The organism is Tenacibaculum sp. TB-53 (genome assembly GCF_059716285.2).
The window spans coordinates 2,144,374-2,164,544 of record NZ_CM202790.1 but is presented as its reverse complement, the minus strand read 5'-3'; the positions used below and the strand labels follow the sequence as shown (position 1 = coordinate 2,164,544).

Below are 20,171 nucleotides of genomic sequence, written 5' to 3'. Positions count from 1 at the left end.
ATTCTGTAGTAGAAAAAACCCTTCAAATTTTTCTATTTTGGAAAGACGAAGCTGGCTTTATTTCAATTTCTTTAGATGCTCCAAAAGTAAGGTTTTGAACTTACAGGTTTTCTAAAGAAATTATTAAATTTTATTATACTATTTTCTCTTTTGTTAGTGTACCGTTAACAGAACGTAAAATATATAAAGGGTTTTCGTTTTTTAGTTCTTGAGGAAGCAGATAATTAGGCCAGTCTTGATAGCTAAATGGACGTACCCAACGTTTAATAGAGTTTATTCCTACTGCTGTGAATCTGCTGTCTGTTGATGCTGGGTATGGACCTCCATGAACCATTGATGGACAAACTTCTACACCAGTAGGAACACCGTTAAAAATAATTCTTCCAACCCTGTTTTGTAAAGCTGAAACTATAGTAGGGTAGTCAGCTACTTCATTATCATCTGAAATAACTGTTCCTGTAAGTTGCCCTTCTAAGCTCGAAATTATTTCTTCTAACTGTTTTTCGTTTTTACATTGAACCACAATAGAATATGGGCCAAATACTTCTTGGTGTAAAGTAGGATTGTCTAAAAATGTTTTTCCTTTAACAGTTGTAACTATTTGAGAAGCATAGTTGGCTTGTGTTTCCTCTTTATAGTTAGTAACTACAGTTAATCCTTCTTGAGCAATAGCTTTAGATTTGTTACTCTCGTATGCTCTAACAATGTTTGGATGTAGCATACAAGTTGGATTGATTTCTACAATTTTTTTAGCTAAAGAATTAATAAAATGATCTAAACCATCGCTTTCTATTCCTAAGATCAATCCAGGATTCGTACAAAATTGTCCTGTACCTAACGTAATAGAATTAGCATAAGTACTTGCTATGCTTTTACTTCTATTTTGTAATGCTTTTGGAAGCATAATAACTGGGTTAATACTTCCCATTTCAGCAAATACAGGAATCGGCTCCTCTCGTTTTGCAGCTAAATCTAATAAAGCTCTTCCTCCGCGGATACTACCTGTAAAGCCAACAGCTTTTACTTTAGGGTGAGCTACTAATTGCTGACCTACTTCAATACCACTAGAGTTTAAGTTAGAAAAAACACCATTAGGCATTTCAGTTTTTTCAGCAGCTTTAATAATTGCTGAAGCTATAAGTTCACCCGTACCTGCATGCATTGGGTGCGACTTAACTATCACAGGACAACCAGCGGCTAAAGCAGCTGCAGTATCTCCACCTGCTGTAGAATAGGCAAGAGGAAAATTACTTGCGCCAAAAACAACTACAGGACCTAAAGGAATATTCATTTTACGTAAATCTGATTTAGGACTTGGTTCTCTATCAGGAATTGCAGTGTCGATGGTAGCCTCTACCCATGAGCCCTCTTCAACTAAATCAGCGAAAGAGCGTAATTGAAATACAGTTCTTCCTCGTTCTCCTTTTGCACGACCTTCTGGTAATCCAGATTCAGCACAATATGTTTGTATCAATTTAGTACCTAAGGCTAAAATTTCATCAGCAATAGCATTTAAAAATTCAGCTTTTCTTTTACCAGAAATAGTTTGGTATTCTTTAAACGCTGTTGTAGCTAAATCGACAGCATTATTAATCTCTTCTGGAGTCGCTTCGGTAAAAATATATTCATTTTCCTGGTTTAGTTCAGGGTTAAATGTTTTGTAAGTTGTACTTCCTAGATTCGATAACTGATTTCCTATATAGTTTTTTCCTGTAATCATATTTAAATTGACAAAGAGTTAATTAGTGAGTAGCTAAAGTTTTATAATTGGGTAAAGTTGGTCTGTTTTTTAAGCCTGTTTCTATTACGCTTAAAACGTGTTTACGCTCTTCACCAATTAATGGTAGCCTTGGTGCTCTTACGTTTTCAGTACCGATACCTGTAGCTACTTCTGCTAGTTTAATGTTTTGCACTAATTTAGGGTTTATATCTAATTCCAACAACGGTAAAAACCAACGATAAATTTCTAAAGCTTCTTGTATACGCCCCGCTTTTTGTAGTTCATAAATAGCTACTGTTTCTTTAGGAAAAGCACAAACAAGACCAGCAATCCAACCATCTGCACCCATTAATAAACTTTCCAAAGCTATTGTGTCTACACCAGTCATTATCTTTAATCGATTACCAAAACGGTTCTTAATTCTAGTTACATTAGAAATGTCTCTTGTAGACTCTTTTACAGCTTCAATATTATCATGTTTTAATAATTCTTCAAACATATCTAGTGTAACCTCAATCTTATAATCAACAGGATTGTTATAAACCATAATTGGAAGTGAAGTGTTTTTTGCTACAGCTTTAAAGTATTCTACTGTTTCTCTGTCCCCAGACTTGTATCTCATGGGAGGAAGCATCATTAAACCCTTTGCCCCATCTTCTTCAGCTTTTTGAGCTGCTTCTATGGCTGCTTTTGTAGTTTGTTCAGCTATGTTAATTAATACAGGCACTTTATTATTAACAAGCTTTACGGTAGTTTGGGTTAATATCCTTTTTTCATCATCAGATAAAGTACTAGCTTCTCCTAGCGTACCGCCTAATACTATGCCGTGTACACCAGCATCTAATTGTGCTTTTATGTTCACTTCAAACATGTTTAAGTCTAGGGCATCATCATTTGTAAACTTTGTAGTTACTGCTGGCATTACACCGTTCCAATTTATACTCATTTTAGTATTGTTTTTTTGGCAAAGTTATAAGTGAAGATGTGACTGTCTTAGCTTCAAATTACCTAATACTGGTATAATATTACCTTATTAATTATTTTGATTAGTATTTGTTAGTAGTATTTGCATATTTTTGAATACTAATAGTAGTTTTATTAATGAAAGTTTTACCCTTTAAAATACCAAAAACTCATAATATTGGTTTGATCTATCAGGAGGATAAAGAACAATTCTTTTATGATAAATTCCATCAGCATGAGGAAATACAATTATGTGTAATAGTGAAGGGAGAGGGAACTTTAATTGTTGGTGATACTGTTAATAAATATTCATCTGGAGATGTATTAGTTATAGGAGGTAATTTACCACATGTTTTTAAAAGTGATGCTTCCGTTATTAAAGAGTCTTTTATGATTTCCCTTTTTTTTACAAAAGAATCTTTTGGGAAGAGTTTCTTCCAGTTAGATGACTTTAAAGAATTAATTCCTTTTTTTGAAAAATCTATATCAGGATTTAAACTCTTAAATAACAAAAAAAAAGTTATAAGAATTTTATTAAGTTTACAAAAATCAAGTAATCTTAATCGTTTCATAGGTTTACTAAGAGTTTTAAAAATTTTAGTTGATTCTGATACAATAGAGCTTGCTAGCTTTATCTACCCTAAAAGATATACAGATAATGAAGGAAAAAGAATGCGTGATGTAATGGATTTTACAATAAATAATTTTGAAAAAAATATAGATTTATATGAAATAGCAGAAAAAGCAAATATGACTCCCAATGCTTTCTGCAGATATTTCAAACAAAGAACAAATAAAACGTACTTTACTTTTTTAAATGAATTGCGTGTAGAGAATGCTTGTAAATTATTAGTGTCAGACAAAAGCCTTCCAATTAGCTCAATAGCATATAAATCAGGATTCAATAATTTATCTAATTTTAATAGAAAATTTAAAGAAGTTAAAGGAATAAGCCCTTCAATTTTTAGACATAAAAATATATAAATAGTTTTTTGAATAATAGTTATTTTGTTTCTTAAAATTTAACATAAAAAGCAATATTTCTTAGTTATATTTGTTTTTTATTTTCAAAAAATTATGAAGAGGGTAATTGTTTCTGTTTTTTTTTTATTATTAAGTTTAGTTTACAATGTTTCAGCACAGGAAACATTACCAATTTATGCTGATTATTTGTCAGATAATGTATATTTATTACATCCTGCAGCTGCAGGTATAGGAGATTGTGGGAAAATAAGATTAACAGCACGTCAACAGTGGTTAGGGGTTGATGATGCTCCTGCTTTACAAACAGCAAGTTTTCATACAAAGCTAGGAGAATACTCTAACACAGGAGTTGGAGTAATTCTTTTTAATGATAAAAATGGATATCATTCACAAAAGGGAGTTCAAGGTACCTATGCTTATCATATAGATATGGGAAATGAAAACCTTTTTAATCAGTTATCTTTTGGATTGTCTTTTTCTGTGGTTCAGAATGAAAGAGATCAAAGGGCTTTTATAAACGATCCTACAGTAAGTCAGGTTATAGAAAGTGATTTTTATTTTAATGCTGATTTCGGAATGGCATATCATAAAAATGGGCTGTCATCTTATTTTACTATAAAAAATATTTTCTTATCAGCAAAAAACAATTTAAACCCAGATTTTGAATCATATAATCTTAGAAATTATATTCTTGGAGGAGGATACTTTTTTGGTGATAAAGAAAAGTTACAATTTGAGCCCTCATTAATGTTTCAATACAAAGAACAGACTAAAGAAAAAATAGCAGACATAAATTTTAAAGTATACAAAACACTAAATACAACTCAAATATGGGCTGCCTTATCTTATAGAAAGAGCTTTGGAGGAAATGTCTTTGGAGATTCACAATACGTAACTCCAATAGTTGGAGTTAATTATAAAAAATGGATGTTTGCTTATACTTATACACAGCAAACAGGTGATGTAGTATTTTCAAATGGAGGTTTTCATCAATTATTATTAGGTGTAAATCTATTCTGTACTAAAAGAAGAGCAGCTGCGTGTCCTAATATTAATGGAAGTTTTACGTATTAAAAATTTAAGAATTTTATTGTACTATTTTTATAGTCTTTCAACATTGATTTTAAAACATCAGCCTCTTTGTTAATATAAAATGTGTTTTCGGTAACTTCATTACTATTATTTAGTAAATTTTGTTGAAGTAAAACATTTTTAACTTGTCTGGCTACAGCTTCGCCAGAGTCAATAATCTTTACATTTTCACCCGTAATTTTTTGTATTTGAGGTAATAAATAAGGATAGTGAGTACAGCCTAAAACAATATAGTCACATTTTTTATCTAGCATTGGTGTTAGGTACTTTTTTAATAATAAAGTCATCTTATTAGAATAGATGTTTCCATTTTCTATAAGTTCAACTAATCCTTCTCCTACTTGTTCAATAATATTAATTTGATCATTTAAACTTGAGGTTGTTTTTTCAAACAAAGCACTATTTAAGGTTCCCTTAGTAGCCAATATACCAATAGTACCCGTTTGAGTTTGTAATGAAGCTGGTTTTATAGCAGGTTCTATACCAATAAAAGGTATTTTATAATTAGCTCTTAGATATTCAATGGCATTAGTAGTAGCTGTATTACAAGCAACAACTATAATTTTGGCTCCTTTATCAATTAAAAATTCAGTATTTTTTATTGATAAATTAACTATTTCTTGTGTTGATTTTTGACCATATGGAGCATTTTTACTATCTGATAAATAAATAGTGTTTTCTTTTGGCAGTAGCTGATGGATTTCTTTCCAAATAGATGTACCTCCAATACCAGAATCAAAAATACCAATAGGTTGTTGTGTAATCATTTTCATACGTATAACAAAAATAAAAATCCTGCTGTTTAAACAGCAGGATTTTTATATAAATATATGTATTCTTTTTAGAATCCTAATTTAGCTCTTACAGCATCATAAATATCTTCTCCTTTGTCGTAAACGATTAAACCTTTACCTGGTGCAGCATCGAAAACGTATATAATTCCTTTTTCAGAAGCAACAGCTTTAATAGCATCTTCAGCTTTCTTTAAAATAGGAATAGTTTTTTCTTGATATTTCTTTTGCATTTCTTTACCAGCAGCTTGTTCAGCTTGGCTAATTCTTAATCTTTCTTGTTGAACTTCAACAGCTCTTTTTTGGTTTACCTCTTGTGTTTGACTTTTACCTTCAGCTTCATATTTCTTCATTTTAGCCTCAAGTTTCTTATACATTGTTTCAATGTCATCACGGTATGTTTTGTTTAGCTTTTCTAGTTCTGCTTTCATAGCTTTTGTAGCAGGCATTTCAGCTAATAATTTATCAGTGTTAATATGTGCAGTTTTCTGTGCATTCGCCACACCACCTAATCCAACCGTAAAAATTGCAACTAATAATAACGTTTTTAAATGTTTCATCTTTGTTTAATTTAATTAATGTTATTTTATTCTTGATTTATTTGTTCTGTTTTGTTTCCTCTTCTTTTTTCTTTCTAGCTTCTTCTTGTGCTTTTAATAAGGCTTTCCTCTTTTCTTGTAAAAGTTTTCTTTTATTAGCTCTTTCTTCTAAACGTTGTTTTCTTTTTTCTTCTATTTGTTTAATTTTAGCAAGTCTATCAGCTTCTTTTTTCTTTTTTAATTCTTCTCTTTTAGCTATTTTTTCTTTTTGTTCGTCACTTAAATTATCATTTTTAAGTAATGACTTTTTAGCTTCAATTTTATCCTTTTTAGCTTGCCTTCTTTGATCGATATTAATCATTTGTACAACAAGGTCGCTAATATCGTGTTTTTTGTTGGAATATAGCATAACTAAATCGCTAGATTTATCAAAAACAAAATCGTATTTTTTTCTAGAAGCAATCGTTTGTACAGCATTGTATACTTGGTCTTGCACGGGTTTTACTAATTGCTTTCTTAAATTGTACATGTCACCGTTTGGACCAAAATATAAAGACTCTAACCTTCTTAAAGATTCTTGTTTAATGGTGATGTCTTCTTCACGCTCTTCAATTAAATCTTTAGTTAAAATGGCTTTTTCGTTAGTTAAATCAACTTTCAAAACTTCAATAGCACGAGCCTCTTTATCTAGTTTAGATTTCCATTTTTCTACTTTAGCATCTAAAGAGTTTTGTGCTTCTAAATATGCTGGGATACTTTGAAGAATATACTCCATATCAATGTAAGCTATACGTTGATTTTTTTGGGCAGCGGTTATACTTGCTATAAGTAAAAGAACGATTGATAAAATACTTTTTTTCATCTTTGATATAATGTGTTTAGAAAAAACCGTGCCAAAACCTAGACGCATTATGAATGCATGATTTTAGAACTGTCTTCCAATTATAAAATGGGTTTGCCAACCAGATTTTTCGGTTAAGCCAGGTAAAGGATCAAAACCATGAGCGAAATCAATACCTAATAATCCAAATGCAGGCATAAATATACGAACACCTACTCCAGCTGAACGCTTTAACTTAAACGGATTAAATTCGCTAAAATTGTCATAAGAATTACCTGCTTCTAAAAAGCCTACAGTGTAAATCGATGCAGTAGGCTTATCTGTAATAGAATAACGCAGTTCTAATTGAAATTTGTTATAAATAGCCCCACCATCAATAGAAGAGATACGGTTGTTCTCATATCCTCTTAATCCAATTGTTTCACGACCATCTAATTGACCTTGTGCAATACCGTCTCCTCCCACAAAGTATCTTTCAACTGGCGTTAAGCCTAATTCATCATTGTAAGAACCTAAATAACCTACTTCGAAATTAGACATTAATACTAATTTGTTAGCTAAGGCTGTATACCACTTACCTTTAGCAGAGATTTTATAGTATTCTAACCATCTGTATTTATCAGCTAAATAAGCTTGTCTTTCATCAGAAGTTGGGTTCGTAGGCTCAGTGTAGTCTTTTCCATTAACTAATGAATAAGGGAAAGTAGCTTTAGCTTTTAAAGTAAATTCAGAACCGTAAGTAGGGAAAATTAAACTAGGACCTGCAGAATTACGGCTAAGTGCTACTGTATATGCTAAGTTGTTTAAATCTCCTTGGCTAAGAATATTATTAGAAGAACCTACACGATAACCATAGTTTTGTAATTCTATTCTTTGATAACTAATGTTTTGAGAAAGAGTAAAATAATCATCAGGCCATTTTAAACGTTTACCTAAACCTATAGATGCACCAATTATACTAAGACTTTCATCTTTATTTACATCGTTCGTAGTAAAATCATAACGATATTGATTTGAAAAATATACAGAGAAAGATAAAGATTGAGGTGTTTTACCGCCTAACCATGGCTCTGTAAAAGAAAAACTATATGTATTGTAAGTTCTACTTGCTTGTAAACGAAGAGAAAGTTTTTGACCATCTCCCATAGGTAGTGGCTTATAAGCATCTTTATTAAAGATGTTTCTAACTGAGAAATTGTTAAAAGAAAGACCTAAAGTACCTATAAAGGAACCACCACCATAACCTCCTTGTAACTCAATTTGACTTCCTCCTTTTTCAACAACAGAAAAATCAATATCAGCAGTTTTATTCTGATAATCAGGTTTAACATCTGGTGTTACATTAGTGTCGAAGAAACCTAATTGCCCAATTTCACGAATAGACCTAATAATATTTTCACGGCTAAATAAATCTCCCGGCTTAACACGTAATTCTCTATAAATTACATGGTCGTTTGTTTTATCGTTACCCGTTACTGTTACCTTTTTTATTGTTGCAGGTTCATCTTCTCTAATACGAACTTCAACGGTAATGGAGTCATTTTCTACTTTAGTTTCTACAGCGTTTACTTGAGAGAATAAGAAACCATTATTATGATAGAGAGTTTGTATGTCTTGAGAAGTAGGTGTACCATCTCCAGAGATACGCTCTTTTAAAACCTTTCCATTGTAAATATCTCCTTTGTCTATTCGGAGGATGTTACTTAACTGTTCATCTGTATATTGTTTATTACCAATAAAAACAATTTCATCAAAACGGTATTGACGGCCTTCTTCAACTTCAATTTCAAGATTAATGGTATTGTCATCATTCCAAACAACTTTGTCAGATAAAATCCTAGCATCACGATATCCGTTTTCGCTGTATTTTTCAAGAATATTTTTTAAATCTTCTTTATAATCATCTAAAATATATTTAGAAGCTTTCCAAAAACGACCAAAAACTTTACGTTTGGTGTTTTTCATGGCACCGCGCAAAGTAGCGTTAGACATGGCTTTATTGCCAGTAAAATTAATTTCTTTAATCTTTATACGATTACCCCTATCGATAAAAATAGACATGCTAACAGTGTTAACATCAGAAGTGTCTTTTTTAGTATCTAATGAAACCTTTGTTTTTAAGAAACCTTTATCTGTATATTTCTTTTTAATAAAGTTGCGAGTGGTAACAATAAGGTTATCTGTGACCATTACCCCTTTTTTTAATTCTGTTTCTTTTTTTATCTCTTTAATTTGTGATTTTTTTATCCCAGAAATGGTAACTCCAGTTAATTGAGGTAACTCAGTTACATCAAATTGAAGATATACTGTTTCACCATCGCGTTTAGATAAATAAACATCTACTTCACTAAATTGTTTACTTTCATATAGCTTTTTAATGGCACTTGTAAGTTTGTCTCCTGGTAATTTAATTGGTTGTCCTTCAACTAAACCAGTATATACTCTTACTGTTTGTTCGCTAAATTTTTGTAAGCCAGTTACAGTTATACCTCCTAAAATATACTCTTTTCCTTTTTCGTAGGAAATAATATTTGTGACAGTACTGTCTTTAGGAGTTGTGTCTTGCGCTTGAGTACTCACCACAAATAGGGTGATAAAAAATACTAGTAAATACGAATATTTATTCATTTGTTTCAATCTGTTCACTGGTTTTTCCAAATCTTCTTTCTCTATTTTGATAATCAATTATTGCGTTATAAAGATGTTGTTTTCTGTAATCAGGCCATAGTACATCAGTAAAATATAACTCAGCATAAGCCATTTGCCACAGTAAATAATTGCTTATTCTTTGTTCCCCACTTGTACGTATCATTAAATCAACATCGGGCAAATTAAACGTATATAAATGATTATTTATAATTTTCTCGTTAATTTTTTCAATTTCTATCTCGTTATTAACAACTTTTTTTGATATGTTTTTGATAGCATTAACAATTTCCTCTCTTGAACCGTAGCTTAAAGCAAAGGTTAAAGTAATTTTAGTATTGTTTTTAGTTGCATCAATAACCTTACTCAATACTTTTTGGGCATTGCTTGGTAAATTTGTTAAGTTACCAATAGCATTGACTTTTACATTTTTACGTTGAAATTCGGGGAGTTCTTTTTTTAGAGTAGTTACCAATAAACTCATTAAAGCATCTACTTCTAGTTTTGGGCGATTCCAGTTCTCGGTTGAAAAGGCATACAGGGTTAAAAATTTAACACCAAGCTCAGAAGCAGTATCAGCTGTTTCTCTAATAGCTGTTAAAGCATTTCTATGTCCAAAAACACGTTGCATACCTTTACCTTTTGCCCATCTACCGTTACCATCCATAATAATGGCTATATGGTTTGGTACTTTTTGTAAATTAATACGCTGTAGTTTTTCTTCCATAATTATTGTGCTATTCCACCAAAGCAAGGTGGTCTTCCAAAGGTATATACAATAGAAACTCCTGAGAATACATACCAGTCATTTCCATTACCCCCAAAATCTAGTGAGTTTATTTTATCTGTTGTAAAGTCTAAATCGTCTACGAATGTGAATCGTATACCTGTTTCAAAAGCAATGGCAAAATTATCGGTTAATCTTCCTTTTAATCCAATACCTACAGGAATAGTATATGAAAATTTGTTTTTTAAGAGAACTGTATTACTTGATGAAGTTGGTTCTGGACTTTTGTAATTAAAAGCAGCAATTTCAGCTAATATATAAGGTGTAAATGAAGTTCTGTAATCGCTGATGTTATAATCAAAGAAATTAAATTCTACTCCAGCTGCAAATTCATGAATGGTGTTTGAAAAGCTAATACCTCTGTTTTGGCGAAAAGCATTATCAGCATTGTTATCATTACCAGAAATAGGCATGTAAGTATATGTTCCTCTTAAGGCAATTCTTGGGTTTAGGTTATACTTGTATATAAGACCACCAGCAAACTCATTAGGGTGTATGTAATTGGTACTACCAATATCACCAACATAGTTAGAACCACCGGCAAAGAAACCAATTTCGTGTGTTTGTGATTGTAAAGGTGTTACTACACAAGCCAATAATATTAATAAAATAAGTCCTCTCATTGTAAAATAGCGTGCAAATATAGGGAATTGAATTTGCTTTAAAAAGTTAATAATCTGTCTTTTTGATTAACTTTTTTTTTATGGTTTTATTGTAATCATTATCGTTATAACGATTCATTTCGTATGTCTTCTCCCCATAAAAGTTTTCCGCGCAAGGTATTTAAATAAGATTGATTCTTTGGTAAAATACTTTTTATGGTAAATGGTGCTTTTTGTATTTTTATTTCAGTTCCTAAGGAAACAGTGGTAATGCGTGAATCTAGAGAGATTAAAAAATCTTTTTCTCTAGCACTTACTTCTAAAAGAATATCAGTATCATCTGGAATAACCATTGGACGCGCATTTAAATTATGTGGTGCAATGGGAGTAATAACAAAGCTTTTTGAATTAGGTAAAATAACAGGACCATCACAACTAAGTGAATATCCTGTAGAACCTGTTGGTGTTGCTATAATTAATCCATCAGCCCAATAATTTGTTAAATATTCTTCGTTCAATGAGGTTTTAATTCCAATCATAGAAGTTGTGTTTCTTCTAGCAATAGTAACCTCATTAAGAGCAAAGTTAAGTTCAGAAAAATCTTCTGTTGTAGGAGAAGTTTCTATTTGTAATAAAGATCGTTCTTGAAGTGTATATTCTTTTTTAAGCATTAAGTTAATTGCTTCTTCAATTTGATCTTTTTGTATGGTGGCCAAAAAACCTAAACGCCCCGTATTAATACCCATAATAGGAATATCTAAATCTCTAATGTAGGTTACAGCTCTCAAAATAGTACCATCTCCACCTATGGTAAACATTACATCAAAAGTGTTTGATAAGTCATTAAAATGTGCGTAGGTAGGATACTTTTTATTTAGTGAATTCTTTTCAAGAAATAAATTATAGAATTGTTGTTCAAAAAAAACAACAATATTATGTTTTTCTAAGATAGTTAAAAGAATTTTAACCTCTTTATCTGCAAGTGTAGTATATGCTTGACCGTAAATAGCGACTTTTTTCACTGTTAAAATTTTGTGTTGGTTATTGAAAAAATTACATATCCAAGTACTTTCTTAAATAAGCAGCTCTATCTTTAAGTTCTTCTAAATAAAAATCATCTTCGTGTTGTGTAATAACGTTGTAACCGTACCTACGAAATGTTTGAATAATTTCATTTATTTCTTCTGAAACAACTTTAAGGGTTACTTCAATGCTATTTATGTTTTCTGAAGAAATATATGCACCTAATAATTTACCGTTATTGGCTTCAACTATTTGAGCTACTTGCCCCATAGAATAATCTGTTTTATTCTTGTCAATAATTAAAGTATCACTTTCATTATGTAAAAAAGGGCTGTTAGCAAAAGCATCTAAAATATCACTCAATTCATAATAGCCTACATAATGCAGGTTTTTATCTATAACAGGAATTAAATTCGAGTCGTTATCAGCAAATAAAGTAATTAAATCGAGTAGTGTAGCATTTTCATTTGTGTAAAAATGATCTAGTAAATAAGAGTATTCACTCAGTGTACGATTTTTATTTTCAATAGTTTGAATATCACTTTCAGGTAAACAACCTATTAATCTGTCGTTTTCAACAACAGGAATATGAGTTATAGGTAAATCATTACACAGCTTTTGAGCACTTTTCACTGTGTCGTTTAGCGTAAGTGCTTTAATTTCTTTTAATATAAAATCATTGATTTTCATTACTACGAATATAGTTTAAAATGTTTGAATGCGTTACCTTTGTCCTATAATTTTACAACATGACAAAGTTAAGTGTTAATATTAATAAAATAGCTACACTTCGTAATTCTAGAGGTGGTAACGTGCCTAATTTACTAAAAGTAGCAACTGACATACAAAGTTTTGGGGCCGAAGGAATCACAATTCATCCAAGGCCAGATGAACGTCATATTCGTTACCAAGATGCTTATGATTTAAAATCAATTGTAACAACTGAATATAATATTGAAGGAAATCCAATTGATAAATTTAAACAAATGGTGTTAGAAATTAAACCAACACAAGTAACGTTGGTGCCTGATAGCGTTGATCAACTTACATCTAACGCTGGTTGGGATACTATAACACATCAATCGTATTTAAAAGATGTGATTGCTGAGTTTAAAGAAGCAGGAATTAGAGCATCAATTTTTATTGATACAAATTTAAAGTTAATTGAAGCTGCGGCTAAAACAGGAGCCGATAGAGTTGAGTTGTATACAGAGGAGTTTGCCACGCAGTACGAAAAAGGAAACAAAGAAGCGGTAAAACCATACGCGGAAGCTGCAATTTTAGCAAATGAATTAGGTTTAGGAGTTAATGCAGGTCATGATTTAAGCTTAGATAATATTCAATTTTTTAAACAAAATATTCCTCATTTGGCTGAAGTGTCTATAGGGCATGCGTTAATATCTGAAAGTTTATATTTAGGCTTAGAAAATGTTGTGAATATGTATTTACATCGTTTGCAATAATTATGGAAGTATTACATTCAAAAATCATTGGAGAAGGATCCCCGTTACTTATTTTGCATGGATACTTTGGTATGGGAGACAATTGGAAGTCGCATGCCAATAAATTTGCAGAAGATGGTTTTGAGGTGCACTTAATAGATCAGCGTAATCATGGACGAAGTTTTCATTCGGACGCTTTTGATTATGAGTTAATGGTAGGAGATTTGTATAATTACATTCAATATCATAATCTTAAAAAAGTAGATTTGTTAGGGCATTCTATGGGAGGAAAAACAGTAATGTTATTTGCAACCGAATACCCTGAGTTAGTAAATAAACTAATTGTAGCCGATATTTCTCCAAGAATGTATCCGCCACATCATCACGAAATTTTAGCGGCGTTAAACTCCGTAGATTTTTCGGTGCAAACTTCACGTAAGTTAGTAGATGAAAAATTAGCTGAGTTAATTCCAGAAAAAGGAATCCGTCAATTTTTAGCCAAGAATGTGTATAGAAAAACGAAAGACGAATTAGGGTTTCGTTTTAATTTAAAGTCGTTAACAGAAAATAATAGTGAAGTAGGTGTTGCGTTGCCGTCTTTTACAGTTTTTGAAGGAAAAACGTTGTTTTTGCGTGGATCGAATTCAGGATATATATCAAAAGAAGATGAGCCATTAATTCAGGCACATTTTCCAAAAGCAGTGATAAAAACAATACCCAATGCTGGACACTGGCTGCATGCTGAAAATCCAGAATATTTTTATAAAGAAGCTGTAACTTTTTTAAAATAAAAAGCGAGGAGGAATTTATTAATCCCTAGTCCCTCGCTTAAAATAATCGCCCCCCGGCGAAAAACAAAAAAATTATTAAGGGAAATCACTGTTTATCTCGTCAATTAAATAGTTGATATTGTCATCAATTATTTGTTGGTTTTTCATGTAGTTGTAAAAAACATTTACTATAGCTTTTTCAACAATTAAGTTTTTCCTTTTACCTGAGTATACTTTTTGTATGGTTTCTAAAGAGAAATCATGACCGTTTTTACTCAAGTAGTTTTTTACCTTGTCGCGGTATTTAGGTGGCTTAATTTTTTCTAATTCTTTTCGTTGTGTAGCAGTTATCATAAAAACTCAAGTTGTTTTTTAGAAGTTGATAGCACTTTTTAATTTATATTTGTACGTATTGTGTACTTATTACGAAGTAAAAATACAAACAAAAATCTAAACACGAAAACAAAATTAAATAAATTTTAGAAAAAAGTTATTTTTAATGAGCGACTTTGTAGATGAAACATATAAAAGGGTAGAGGAGGTGATTAACTATAAAAGGTTAAATATAAGGTCTTTTGAAGAAATCATTGATGTTTCTAACAACTCTATTGGAACGGCAATACGAAGAAAATCATCATTTAAAAGTAATGTTTTAAACAAAATTCTACATTCTTTTCCTGAAATAAACCCAACTTGGTTATTAACAGGTAAAGAAGAAATGCTTTTGTCAGTAACAAACGAACCTTCTTCAATATATAAAATCAAAGATATTAATAGTCGTTTAAAAGATAGTTTGTTGTATTTGTTACAAGAAGATAAAGAAGTTAAAGAGGCAATAGCCAGTCAAGTAGCGAAGGTGTTAAAAGAATAACTAGCTAATCTAATTACTTGTTTTGGTTAAACTTTCTAAGGCGTAATATAATCTATTTTGAGCATTATCTTGCGACCCAAAAATAGATCGATATACTTCACCTTTTGCGGTTAGTAACACCCATTGAGGCGTTCCTTCCGAATTAAAGAAATCGTACATTTTGTGATCTTTATCAATGTAAATTGGGAATGGAAGTTCGTTGATGGTGAAAATGCTTAGAATATCTTCTTTAGAAACATTGTTGCTTGTAAAATTACTATGGATGCCTATAACTTCAATATCCTTGTAATCTTGCTTAAATTGATAAGCAAGTGGTATAGCTCTACCCGTACATCCTAAACAAGCATTGTTGTAAAACAACAATAATAGAATTTTGTTAGCATACTTTTCAAGTAAGTTAACTTCGTTTTGATTAAAATCGGTTACTTTTATTGAGGTTACAGGTTTAATAGGGTTATTTTTTAATAGCTCAAAAGTACAAAAAGTTAATTATTTAAATTGTAAGCATTTTTAACCATTCTCTTAACAACTAACCTATGAAAAGGTTTTATAAGCTTCATGTATGCTTCACCTTTTTTATTATTGTATTCAACCAACGTAATAACTTTGATGTTGTGAAAAGGATCGTGATTGTTGTGTACGATTGCTCTAAAATTTAAATGAGTGTCATTAGCACCTAATACAACTTCATTGCTAGATATAGAAAAAATTTTAAAGAAACTTACATATCCGACAACATCAAACCGCTCGTTATAATCACCAGGGTAGTTGTTTTTTAAATTAAAAAAAGCAGCAATTTTATTACGTAATTTAAATAAAAAGTCTACCCAAACTGGAGGTTTATTAAAGATTAAATTTACAATTTCTTCTATTGTGTTTGTATGATTGGTGGTAGAGAATGTATCATAAAAATTTATTTTAGGAAGTAGTTTTTTAATGTCTTTATTCAAAAGAGTTTTATCTTCTTTAACTTTTTTCATATTACTAATCTTATAAAGATATGTATGTAAATATATAAATAGTAATTGTAGGATTTTAGCATATAGCTATTTAAATTTTAACATAAACTAGTATTTTTTTAACCAAAAAAAAGTTAAGTTACTGTTGGTTTTTACCTAAGGTATGTACTTTCTCTAACCACTTATTTCGTTGTTTAGGGCTTGAATTTTTAATTGTTGATAAGAAAGTAGTTTTAACAGGTTTAATGCCACAGAACTCTAGTGTTCCTTTTTTAAATTGTCTAATGGCAGGTCTTTTCATAAACAGATAATCATACCAACTTGGAGTGTCAGAAGTTATGATAAGTCGAGCAGTTTTACCTTTTAAAAGCTTTTCAGGAAAAGGTTTTCCTTCAATAGGTTGGAATGTAATTCCGGGTAAAAAAGTCCTGTCAATAAAACCTTTCATTATTGCAGGGTAACCAGCCCACCAAACAGGAAAGAACCATACAATATGATCTGATTTTTTAATTTTAGTTAAAGCTTCTTGTAAATCAGGTTCAAGTTCCGTTCTTTTTCGGTAACCAAATTTAAGATTCGGATTGAAGTTTAAGTCAGTGATAGTTATTTCTTCAATAACAGCTTCGGTTTCTAAAGCTCCTCTTTTGTAGGAAGCTGCTAGTGCATGGTTAAAACTTTCTTTATCTGGGTGTCCGTTTATTAATAAAATATGCTTCATACTATAGTTAAGATTATGAAGCAAAGTACGGTTGGTTTTACAAGCTTAAAAAGGACAATTGTCTAATAAAAAACTGATTTTCTAATTCTGCTTAAATGTCGTTGTGTTATGCCTAAATATGAAGCTAGGTACTGTAACGGGATAGTTTTTAAGTAGTTTGGATGCGTTTTTAACAGTTTTTTGTAACGGTTTTCAGCGCTTTCATTTTGCAAAACAAATATTCTGTTTTCAAGATTTATATATTCTTGTTCTGCAAATATTTTAAAAAGACGTAACCAATTGGAGCTTGAGTTTTCTAGCGCTACAAATTGTTCTTTGGTAATGCTATATAGCTCAGCATCGGTTAATGCTTGAATATTTTCGTTAGTTTTTGTTTGAGAAATAAACGATGAATACGCAGTAACAAAAGAGTTTTCTGATAGTAAACAATACGTAGCTTCTTTTTCGTCTGAGGAATGATAAAAAGACCTGAAAATACCCGAGGCAATAAAAGCTACTTCTTTGCAAGTGCTTCCTTCTTGAATAAAAAAATCACCTTTGTTAAGTTTTTTATAACTGACTAAACTTATAAAATTGTCTATTTCTTCTTCAGTAAGAATATTATATGAAGTTAGGTGTTTTTTGAGCATTTTATTGTCTTGGTTAAGAATAAAGCGAAGTTAAATTAAAATCCCAAAAACTAAAACAAAGTTTTTAAACCTGCCAAAACAGCAGGTTTCTGTTTTTGGTATGGTTGTGGTAAAGTATAATGGAGTGTTATGAGTTAATAGTTTCAGTGAAAAAGAGTAAATTTATAATTCATAACTAACTTAAATAAAAAAGAAAAATGAAAACGTTTTTAAAAGTATTGTTAACAGCATTAGTGGTAATTGTATTGGCAAATATTTTACCAGGAGTAACCGTGGCAAGTTATACAACTGCAGTAATTGTGGCAGTGGTTATAGCCTTGTTAAACTTATTTGTGCGTCCATTACTAGTGTTTTTTACACTACCAGCAACCATTGTTACACTAGGGTTGTTCCTATTTGTAATTAATGCGGTAATTATTTTATTGGCAGATAAATTAGTGTCAGGATTTGCAGTTAGCGGATTTTTTACAGCACTCTTGTTCAGTGTGTTGTTGTCAATTTTTAGATCGTTACTATTTTCGCTATTAAAAGAAGGAGACGAATAAGTAACCTAACACAGTAAAAACTAGAAAATAAGGGTGATAAAAAAGTAGATATTTTTATGTTTAAAAGTATTGGTTATCAATAAATAAAGTAGTAATTTTGCACCCGATTTTTTAAGAAACAGATTTTTAAGATGAATATAACAAAAGAAAACGTAGATGCATTAAATGCAGTTGTAAAAGTTGATATTGTTGCAGAAGATTATCAAGATAAAGTAACAAAAGTATTAAACGATTACCGTAAAACAGCGAACATTCCAGGTTTTAGAAAAGGTCACGTACCAATGGGAATGGTTAAGAAGCAATACGGAAAATCAGTAATGATTGATGAGGTAAACAAGCTTTTACAAGAGTCGTTAAACAAATTCTTAGTTGAAGAGAAGTTAGATATCTTAGGTAACCCATTACCAAGAGTTCAAGAAGATTTCAATTGGGATGCTGATAAATTCTCTTTTGAGTTTGAATTAGGATTAGCTCCTGAGTTCGACGTAAACTTACAACCAAAAAACAAAGTAACTCAATATAACATCGTTGCTACAGACGAGTTAATCGAGAAAGAAGTTGAAAACATTCAATCTCGTTACGGAAAAATGTCTGCTAAAGACGAAGCTACAGAAGAAACTAACGTTACTGGTACTTTCGTAAACGAAGAGAAAGAAATCAACAAAAAGTCTACAATTTCTGTAAAAGATATTAAAGGAAAAACAAACTTAAAGAAGTTTGTTGGTGCTAAAGTAGGAGATGTTTTAGAGTTAAAAACTAAAAACTTATTCGAAGACGAGCACAAGTTACAAGGAGCTTTAGGCGTATCTCACGATGAGGTTCACGACTTAGACATTCCTGTAACATTTACTATTGAAGAAATTACTGAGATAGAACCAGCAGAATTAGATCAAGAATTATTTGACAAGTTATTTGCTGACGGAAGCGTAAAAACTGTAACTGATTTAAAAGATAAAATTAAAGAAGACGCAGAAAAGCAATTTCAACAACAAGCAGATCAACAATTGTTAAACGCAATTACTGAGAACTTAGTAGAGAATACTAAATTTGATTTACCAGTTGAATTCTTACAAAAGTGGTTACAAACTGCAGGAGAAAAAGAATTAACTGCTGAAGAAGCTGTTGAAGAGTACAACAAGTCTGAAAAAGGATTACGTTACCAATTAATTGAAGGAAAGATTATGAAAGATAACGATATCAAATTAGACTATGCAGAGTTAGTAGACTACGCTAAAGGATTTATTAGAGCTCAAATGGCTCAGTTTGGTAACATGAATCCAGAAGAAAAAGAGTTAGAAGATATCGCAGGAAGAATCTTACAAAATCAAGATGAAGCTCGTCGTTTACAAGAGCAATTAATTTCTCAGAAATTATTAGCTTTCTATAAAGAAAACATGAGTTTTGATACTAAAGAAGTTTCTTTTGAAGATTTCATTAAAGAAGTATACAAATAACAGTTTATAACTGATGTAATAAGAAAAACCTGAATCTACATTCAGGTTTTTTTAGCCATTAACTGTAACAAAATACTAACGAAATAGTTCTTATATTTACATCATTATAACCTAAAAACATTTTAAATGGATTACGGAAAAGAGTTCGAAAAATACGCAACTAAGCACCACGGAATAAATAGCAACTACTACGGAAAAATAACAAGTAGCTTAACTCCATACATTATGGAAGAACGCCAAATGAATATTACTCAAATGGATGTTTTTTCTCGTTTAATGATGGATAGAATTATCTTTTTAGGTACAGGTATTAACGATCAAGTAGCTAACATAATTCAAGCACAATTATTATTCTTAGAAAGTGTAGATGCTAATAAAGATATTTCAATTTATATCAACTCACCAGGAGGAGGAGTGTATGCTGGTTTAGGTATTTACGATACCATGCAATTTATTAAGCCAGATGTAGCAACTATTTGTACTGGTATGGCAGCTTCTATGGGAGCAGTATTAATGTGTGCAGGAGAAAAAGGAAAGCGTTCAGCGTTACCACATTCTCGTATCATGATTCACCAACCGTTAGGAGGTGCTCAAGGACAAGCATCTGATATCGAAATTACAGCTCGTGAAATTTTAAAATTAAAAGATGAGTTGTATGAAATTATCGCAAAACACTCAGGTCAAACTATAGAAAAAGTAAACAAAGATTCTGATAGAGATTATTGGATGAAAGCCGATGAAGCGAAAGCTTACGGAATGGTTGACGAAATTTTAACTAGAAAATAATTTTTGCAT

At 31.0% G+C, this 20,171-nt stretch carries 23 protein-coding genes; 8 read left to right on the top strand and 15 right to left on the bottom strand.

Going from position 1 to position 20,171, the window contains the following annotated elements; genetic code table 11:
- Positions 1 to 133: 133 nt before the first annotated feature.
- Both AC3VJB_RS09890 and AC3VJB_RS09885 read right to left on the bottom strand, forming a co-directional pair.
- Positions 134 to 1,720 (bottom strand): aldehyde dehydrogenase (NADP(+)), encoded by a 1,587-nt coding sequence (locus AC3VJB_RS09890; protein WP_497667079.1) that lies wholly within the window; start codon positions 1,718 to 1,720, stop codon positions 134 to 136.
- Between the two features lie 22 nt (positions 1,721 to 1,742).
- Positions 1,743 to 2,666 carry a dihydrodipicolinate synthase family protein gene (locus AC3VJB_RS09885; RefSeq protein WP_073181885.1) on the bottom strand — a complete coding sequence of 308 codons (924 nt, stop codon included), beginning with the start codon at positions 2,664 to 2,666 and terminating at the stop codon, positions 1,743 to 1,745.
- 155 nt (positions 2,667 to 2,821) lie between these two features.
- Here AC3VJB_RS09885 and AC3VJB_RS09880 point away from each other — a divergent pair, with 155 nt between their 5' ends.
- Both AC3VJB_RS09880 and AC3VJB_RS09875 read left to right on the top strand, forming a co-directional pair.
- The gene (locus AC3VJB_RS09880; protein WP_073181883.1) at positions 2,822 to 3,667 is read left to right on the top strand and encodes an AraC family transcriptional regulator; all 846 of its coding nucleotides are present in this window, start codon (positions 2,822 to 2,824) and stop codon (positions 3,665 to 3,667) included.
- Between the two features lie 93 nt (positions 3,668 to 3,760).
- Positions 3,761 to 4,741, top strand: coding sequence for a PorP/SprF family type IX secretion system membrane protein (locus AC3VJB_RS09875; protein ID WP_497667078.1), 981 nt, complete (start codon positions 3,761 to 3,763; stop codon positions 4,739 to 4,741).
- Here AC3VJB_RS09875 and murI read toward each other — a convergent pair.
- From murI to AC3VJB_RS09835, 8 genes are all read right to left on the bottom strand, one after another.
- Positions 4,738 to 5,526, bottom strand: coding sequence for a glutamate racemase (gene murI, locus AC3VJB_RS09870; protein ID WP_073181880.1), 789 nt, complete (start codon positions 5,524 to 5,526; stop codon positions 4,738 to 4,740). The genes AC3VJB_RS09875 and murI overlap by 4 nt on opposite strands.
- A gap of 74 nt (positions 5,527 to 5,600) precedes the next feature.
- A complete protein-coding gene (locus AC3VJB_RS09865; RefSeq protein ID WP_047788636.1) occupies positions 5,601 to 6,110 on the bottom strand; it encodes an OmpH/Skp family outer membrane protein in 510 nt (169 codons plus the stop codon).
- Between the two features lie 37 nt (positions 6,111 to 6,147).
- Positions 6,148 to 6,951: an OmpH/Skp family outer membrane protein gene (locus AC3VJB_RS09860; protein ID WP_047788635.1), complete on the bottom strand. Its 804-nt coding sequence runs from the start codon at positions 6,949 to 6,951 to the stop codon at positions 6,148 to 6,150.
- Between the two features lie 63 nt (positions 6,952 to 7,014).
- Positions 7,015 to 9,558, bottom strand: coding sequence for an outer membrane protein assembly factor BamA (bamA, locus tag AC3VJB_RS09855; protein ID WP_497667077.1), 2,544 nt, complete (start codon positions 9,556 to 9,558; stop codon positions 7,015 to 7,017).
- Positions 9,551 to 10,303 carry an undecaprenyl pyrophosphate synthase gene (gene uppS / locus AC3VJB_RS09850; protein ID WP_167713082.1) on the bottom strand — a complete coding sequence of 251 codons (753 nt, stop codon included), beginning with the start codon at positions 10,301 to 10,303 and terminating at the stop codon, positions 9,551 to 9,553. Before uppS ends, bamA begins: the two co-directional genes overlap by 8 nt.
- A gap of 2 nt (positions 10,304 to 10,305) precedes the next feature.
- Positions 10,306 to 10,986: a type IX secretion system protein PorG gene (gene porG, locus AC3VJB_RS09845; RefSeq protein WP_239179320.1), complete on the bottom strand. Its 681-nt coding sequence runs from the start codon at positions 10,984 to 10,986 to the stop codon at positions 10,306 to 10,308.
- Positions 10,987 to 11,090: 104 nt separating this feature from the next.
- Positions 11,091 to 11,987, bottom strand: coding sequence for an NAD kinase (locus tag AC3VJB_RS09840; protein WP_082118619.1), 897 nt, complete (start codon positions 11,985 to 11,987; stop codon positions 11,091 to 11,093).
- Between the two features lie 31 nt (positions 11,988 to 12,018).
- Entirely contained in the window at positions 12,019 to 12,678 is a 660-nt protein-coding gene (locus AC3VJB_RS09835) for a CBS domain-containing protein (RefSeq protein ID WP_047788630.1), read from the bottom strand.
- 59 nt (positions 12,679 to 12,737) lie between these two features.
- Between AC3VJB_RS09835 and AC3VJB_RS09830 the strand changes: the two genes are divergently transcribed.
- Positions 12,738 to 13,451, top strand: a complete 714-nt coding sequence (locus AC3VJB_RS09830) for a pyridoxine 5'-phosphate synthase (RefSeq protein ID WP_073181874.1) — start codon at positions 12,738 to 12,740, stop codon at positions 13,449 to 13,451.
- 2 nt (positions 13,452 to 13,453) lie between these two features.
- Positions 13,454 to 14,221, top strand: coding sequence for an alpha/beta fold hydrolase (locus tag AC3VJB_RS09825; RefSeq protein WP_253056286.1), 768 nt, complete (start codon positions 13,454 to 13,456; stop codon positions 14,219 to 14,221).
- Positions 14,222 to 14,296: 75 nt separating this feature from the next.
- Here the strand turns inward: AC3VJB_RS09825 and AC3VJB_RS09820 are convergent, their stop codons facing one another.
- Positions 14,297 to 14,554, bottom strand: coding sequence for a hypothetical protein (locus AC3VJB_RS09820; protein ID WP_047788627.1), 258 nt, complete (start codon positions 14,552 to 14,554; stop codon positions 14,297 to 14,299).
- 145 nt (positions 14,555 to 14,699) lie between these two features.
- Between AC3VJB_RS09820 and AC3VJB_RS09815 the strand changes: the two genes are divergently transcribed.
- Positions 14,700 to 15,071: a hypothetical protein gene (locus tag AC3VJB_RS09815; RefSeq protein ID WP_047788626.1), complete on the top strand. Its 372-nt coding sequence runs from the start codon at positions 14,700 to 14,702 to the stop codon at positions 15,069 to 15,071.
- A gap of 9 nt (positions 15,072 to 15,080) precedes the next feature.
- Here AC3VJB_RS09815 and AC3VJB_RS09810 read toward each other — a convergent pair whose 3' ends face one another.
- The 4 genes from AC3VJB_RS09810 to AC3VJB_RS09795 all read right to left on the bottom strand — a co-directional run bounded on the left by AC3VJB_RS09810 (position 15,081) and on the right by AC3VJB_RS09795 (position 17,377).
- The gene (locus tag AC3VJB_RS09810; RefSeq protein WP_497667315.1) at positions 15,081 to 15,503 is read right to left on the bottom strand and encodes a TlpA family protein disulfide reductase; all 423 of its coding nucleotides are present in this window, start codon (positions 15,501 to 15,503) and stop codon (positions 15,081 to 15,083) included.
- Between the two features lie 53 nt (positions 15,504 to 15,556).
- Positions 15,557 to 16,051 (bottom strand): DUF2867 domain-containing protein, encoded by a 495-nt coding sequence (locus AC3VJB_RS09805; RefSeq protein ID WP_497667076.1) that lies wholly within the window; start codon positions 16,049 to 16,051, stop codon positions 15,557 to 15,559.
- Positions 16,052 to 16,169: 118 nt separating this feature from the next.
- Complete coding sequence (locus AC3VJB_RS09800; RefSeq protein ID WP_497667075.1) at positions 16,170 to 16,748, bottom strand: NAD(P)H-dependent oxidoreductase; 579 nt, start codon at positions 16,746 to 16,748, stop codon at positions 16,170 to 16,172.
- A 62-nt stretch (positions 16,749 to 16,810) separates the two neighbouring features.
- A complete protein-coding gene (locus AC3VJB_RS09795) occupies positions 16,811 to 17,377 on the bottom strand; it encodes a Crp/Fnr family transcriptional regulator (RefSeq protein WP_497667074.1) in 567 nt (188 codons plus the stop codon).
- A gap of 197 nt (positions 17,378 to 17,574) precedes the next feature.
- Between AC3VJB_RS09795 and AC3VJB_RS09790 the strand changes: the two genes are divergently transcribed.
- The 3 genes from AC3VJB_RS09790 to clpP all read left to right on the top strand — a co-directional run bounded on the left by AC3VJB_RS09790 (position 17,575) and on the right by clpP (position 20,162).
- A complete protein-coding gene (locus AC3VJB_RS09790; RefSeq protein WP_497667073.1) occupies positions 17,575 to 17,922 on the top strand; it encodes a phage holin family protein in 348 nt (115 codons plus the stop codon).
- A gap of 131 nt (positions 17,923 to 18,053) precedes the next feature.
- Complete coding sequence (gene tig / locus AC3VJB_RS09785; protein WP_274633258.1) at positions 18,054 to 19,376, top strand: trigger factor; 1,323 nt, start codon at positions 18,054 to 18,056, stop codon at positions 19,374 to 19,376.
- Between the two features lie 126 nt (positions 19,377 to 19,502).
- Complete coding sequence (gene clpP / locus AC3VJB_RS09780; RefSeq protein WP_435255542.1) at positions 19,503 to 20,162, top strand: ATP-dependent Clp endopeptidase proteolytic subunit ClpP; 660 nt, start codon at positions 19,503 to 19,505, stop codon at positions 20,160 to 20,162.
- The last annotated feature ends 9 nt before the right edge of the window (positions 20,163 to 20,171 follow it).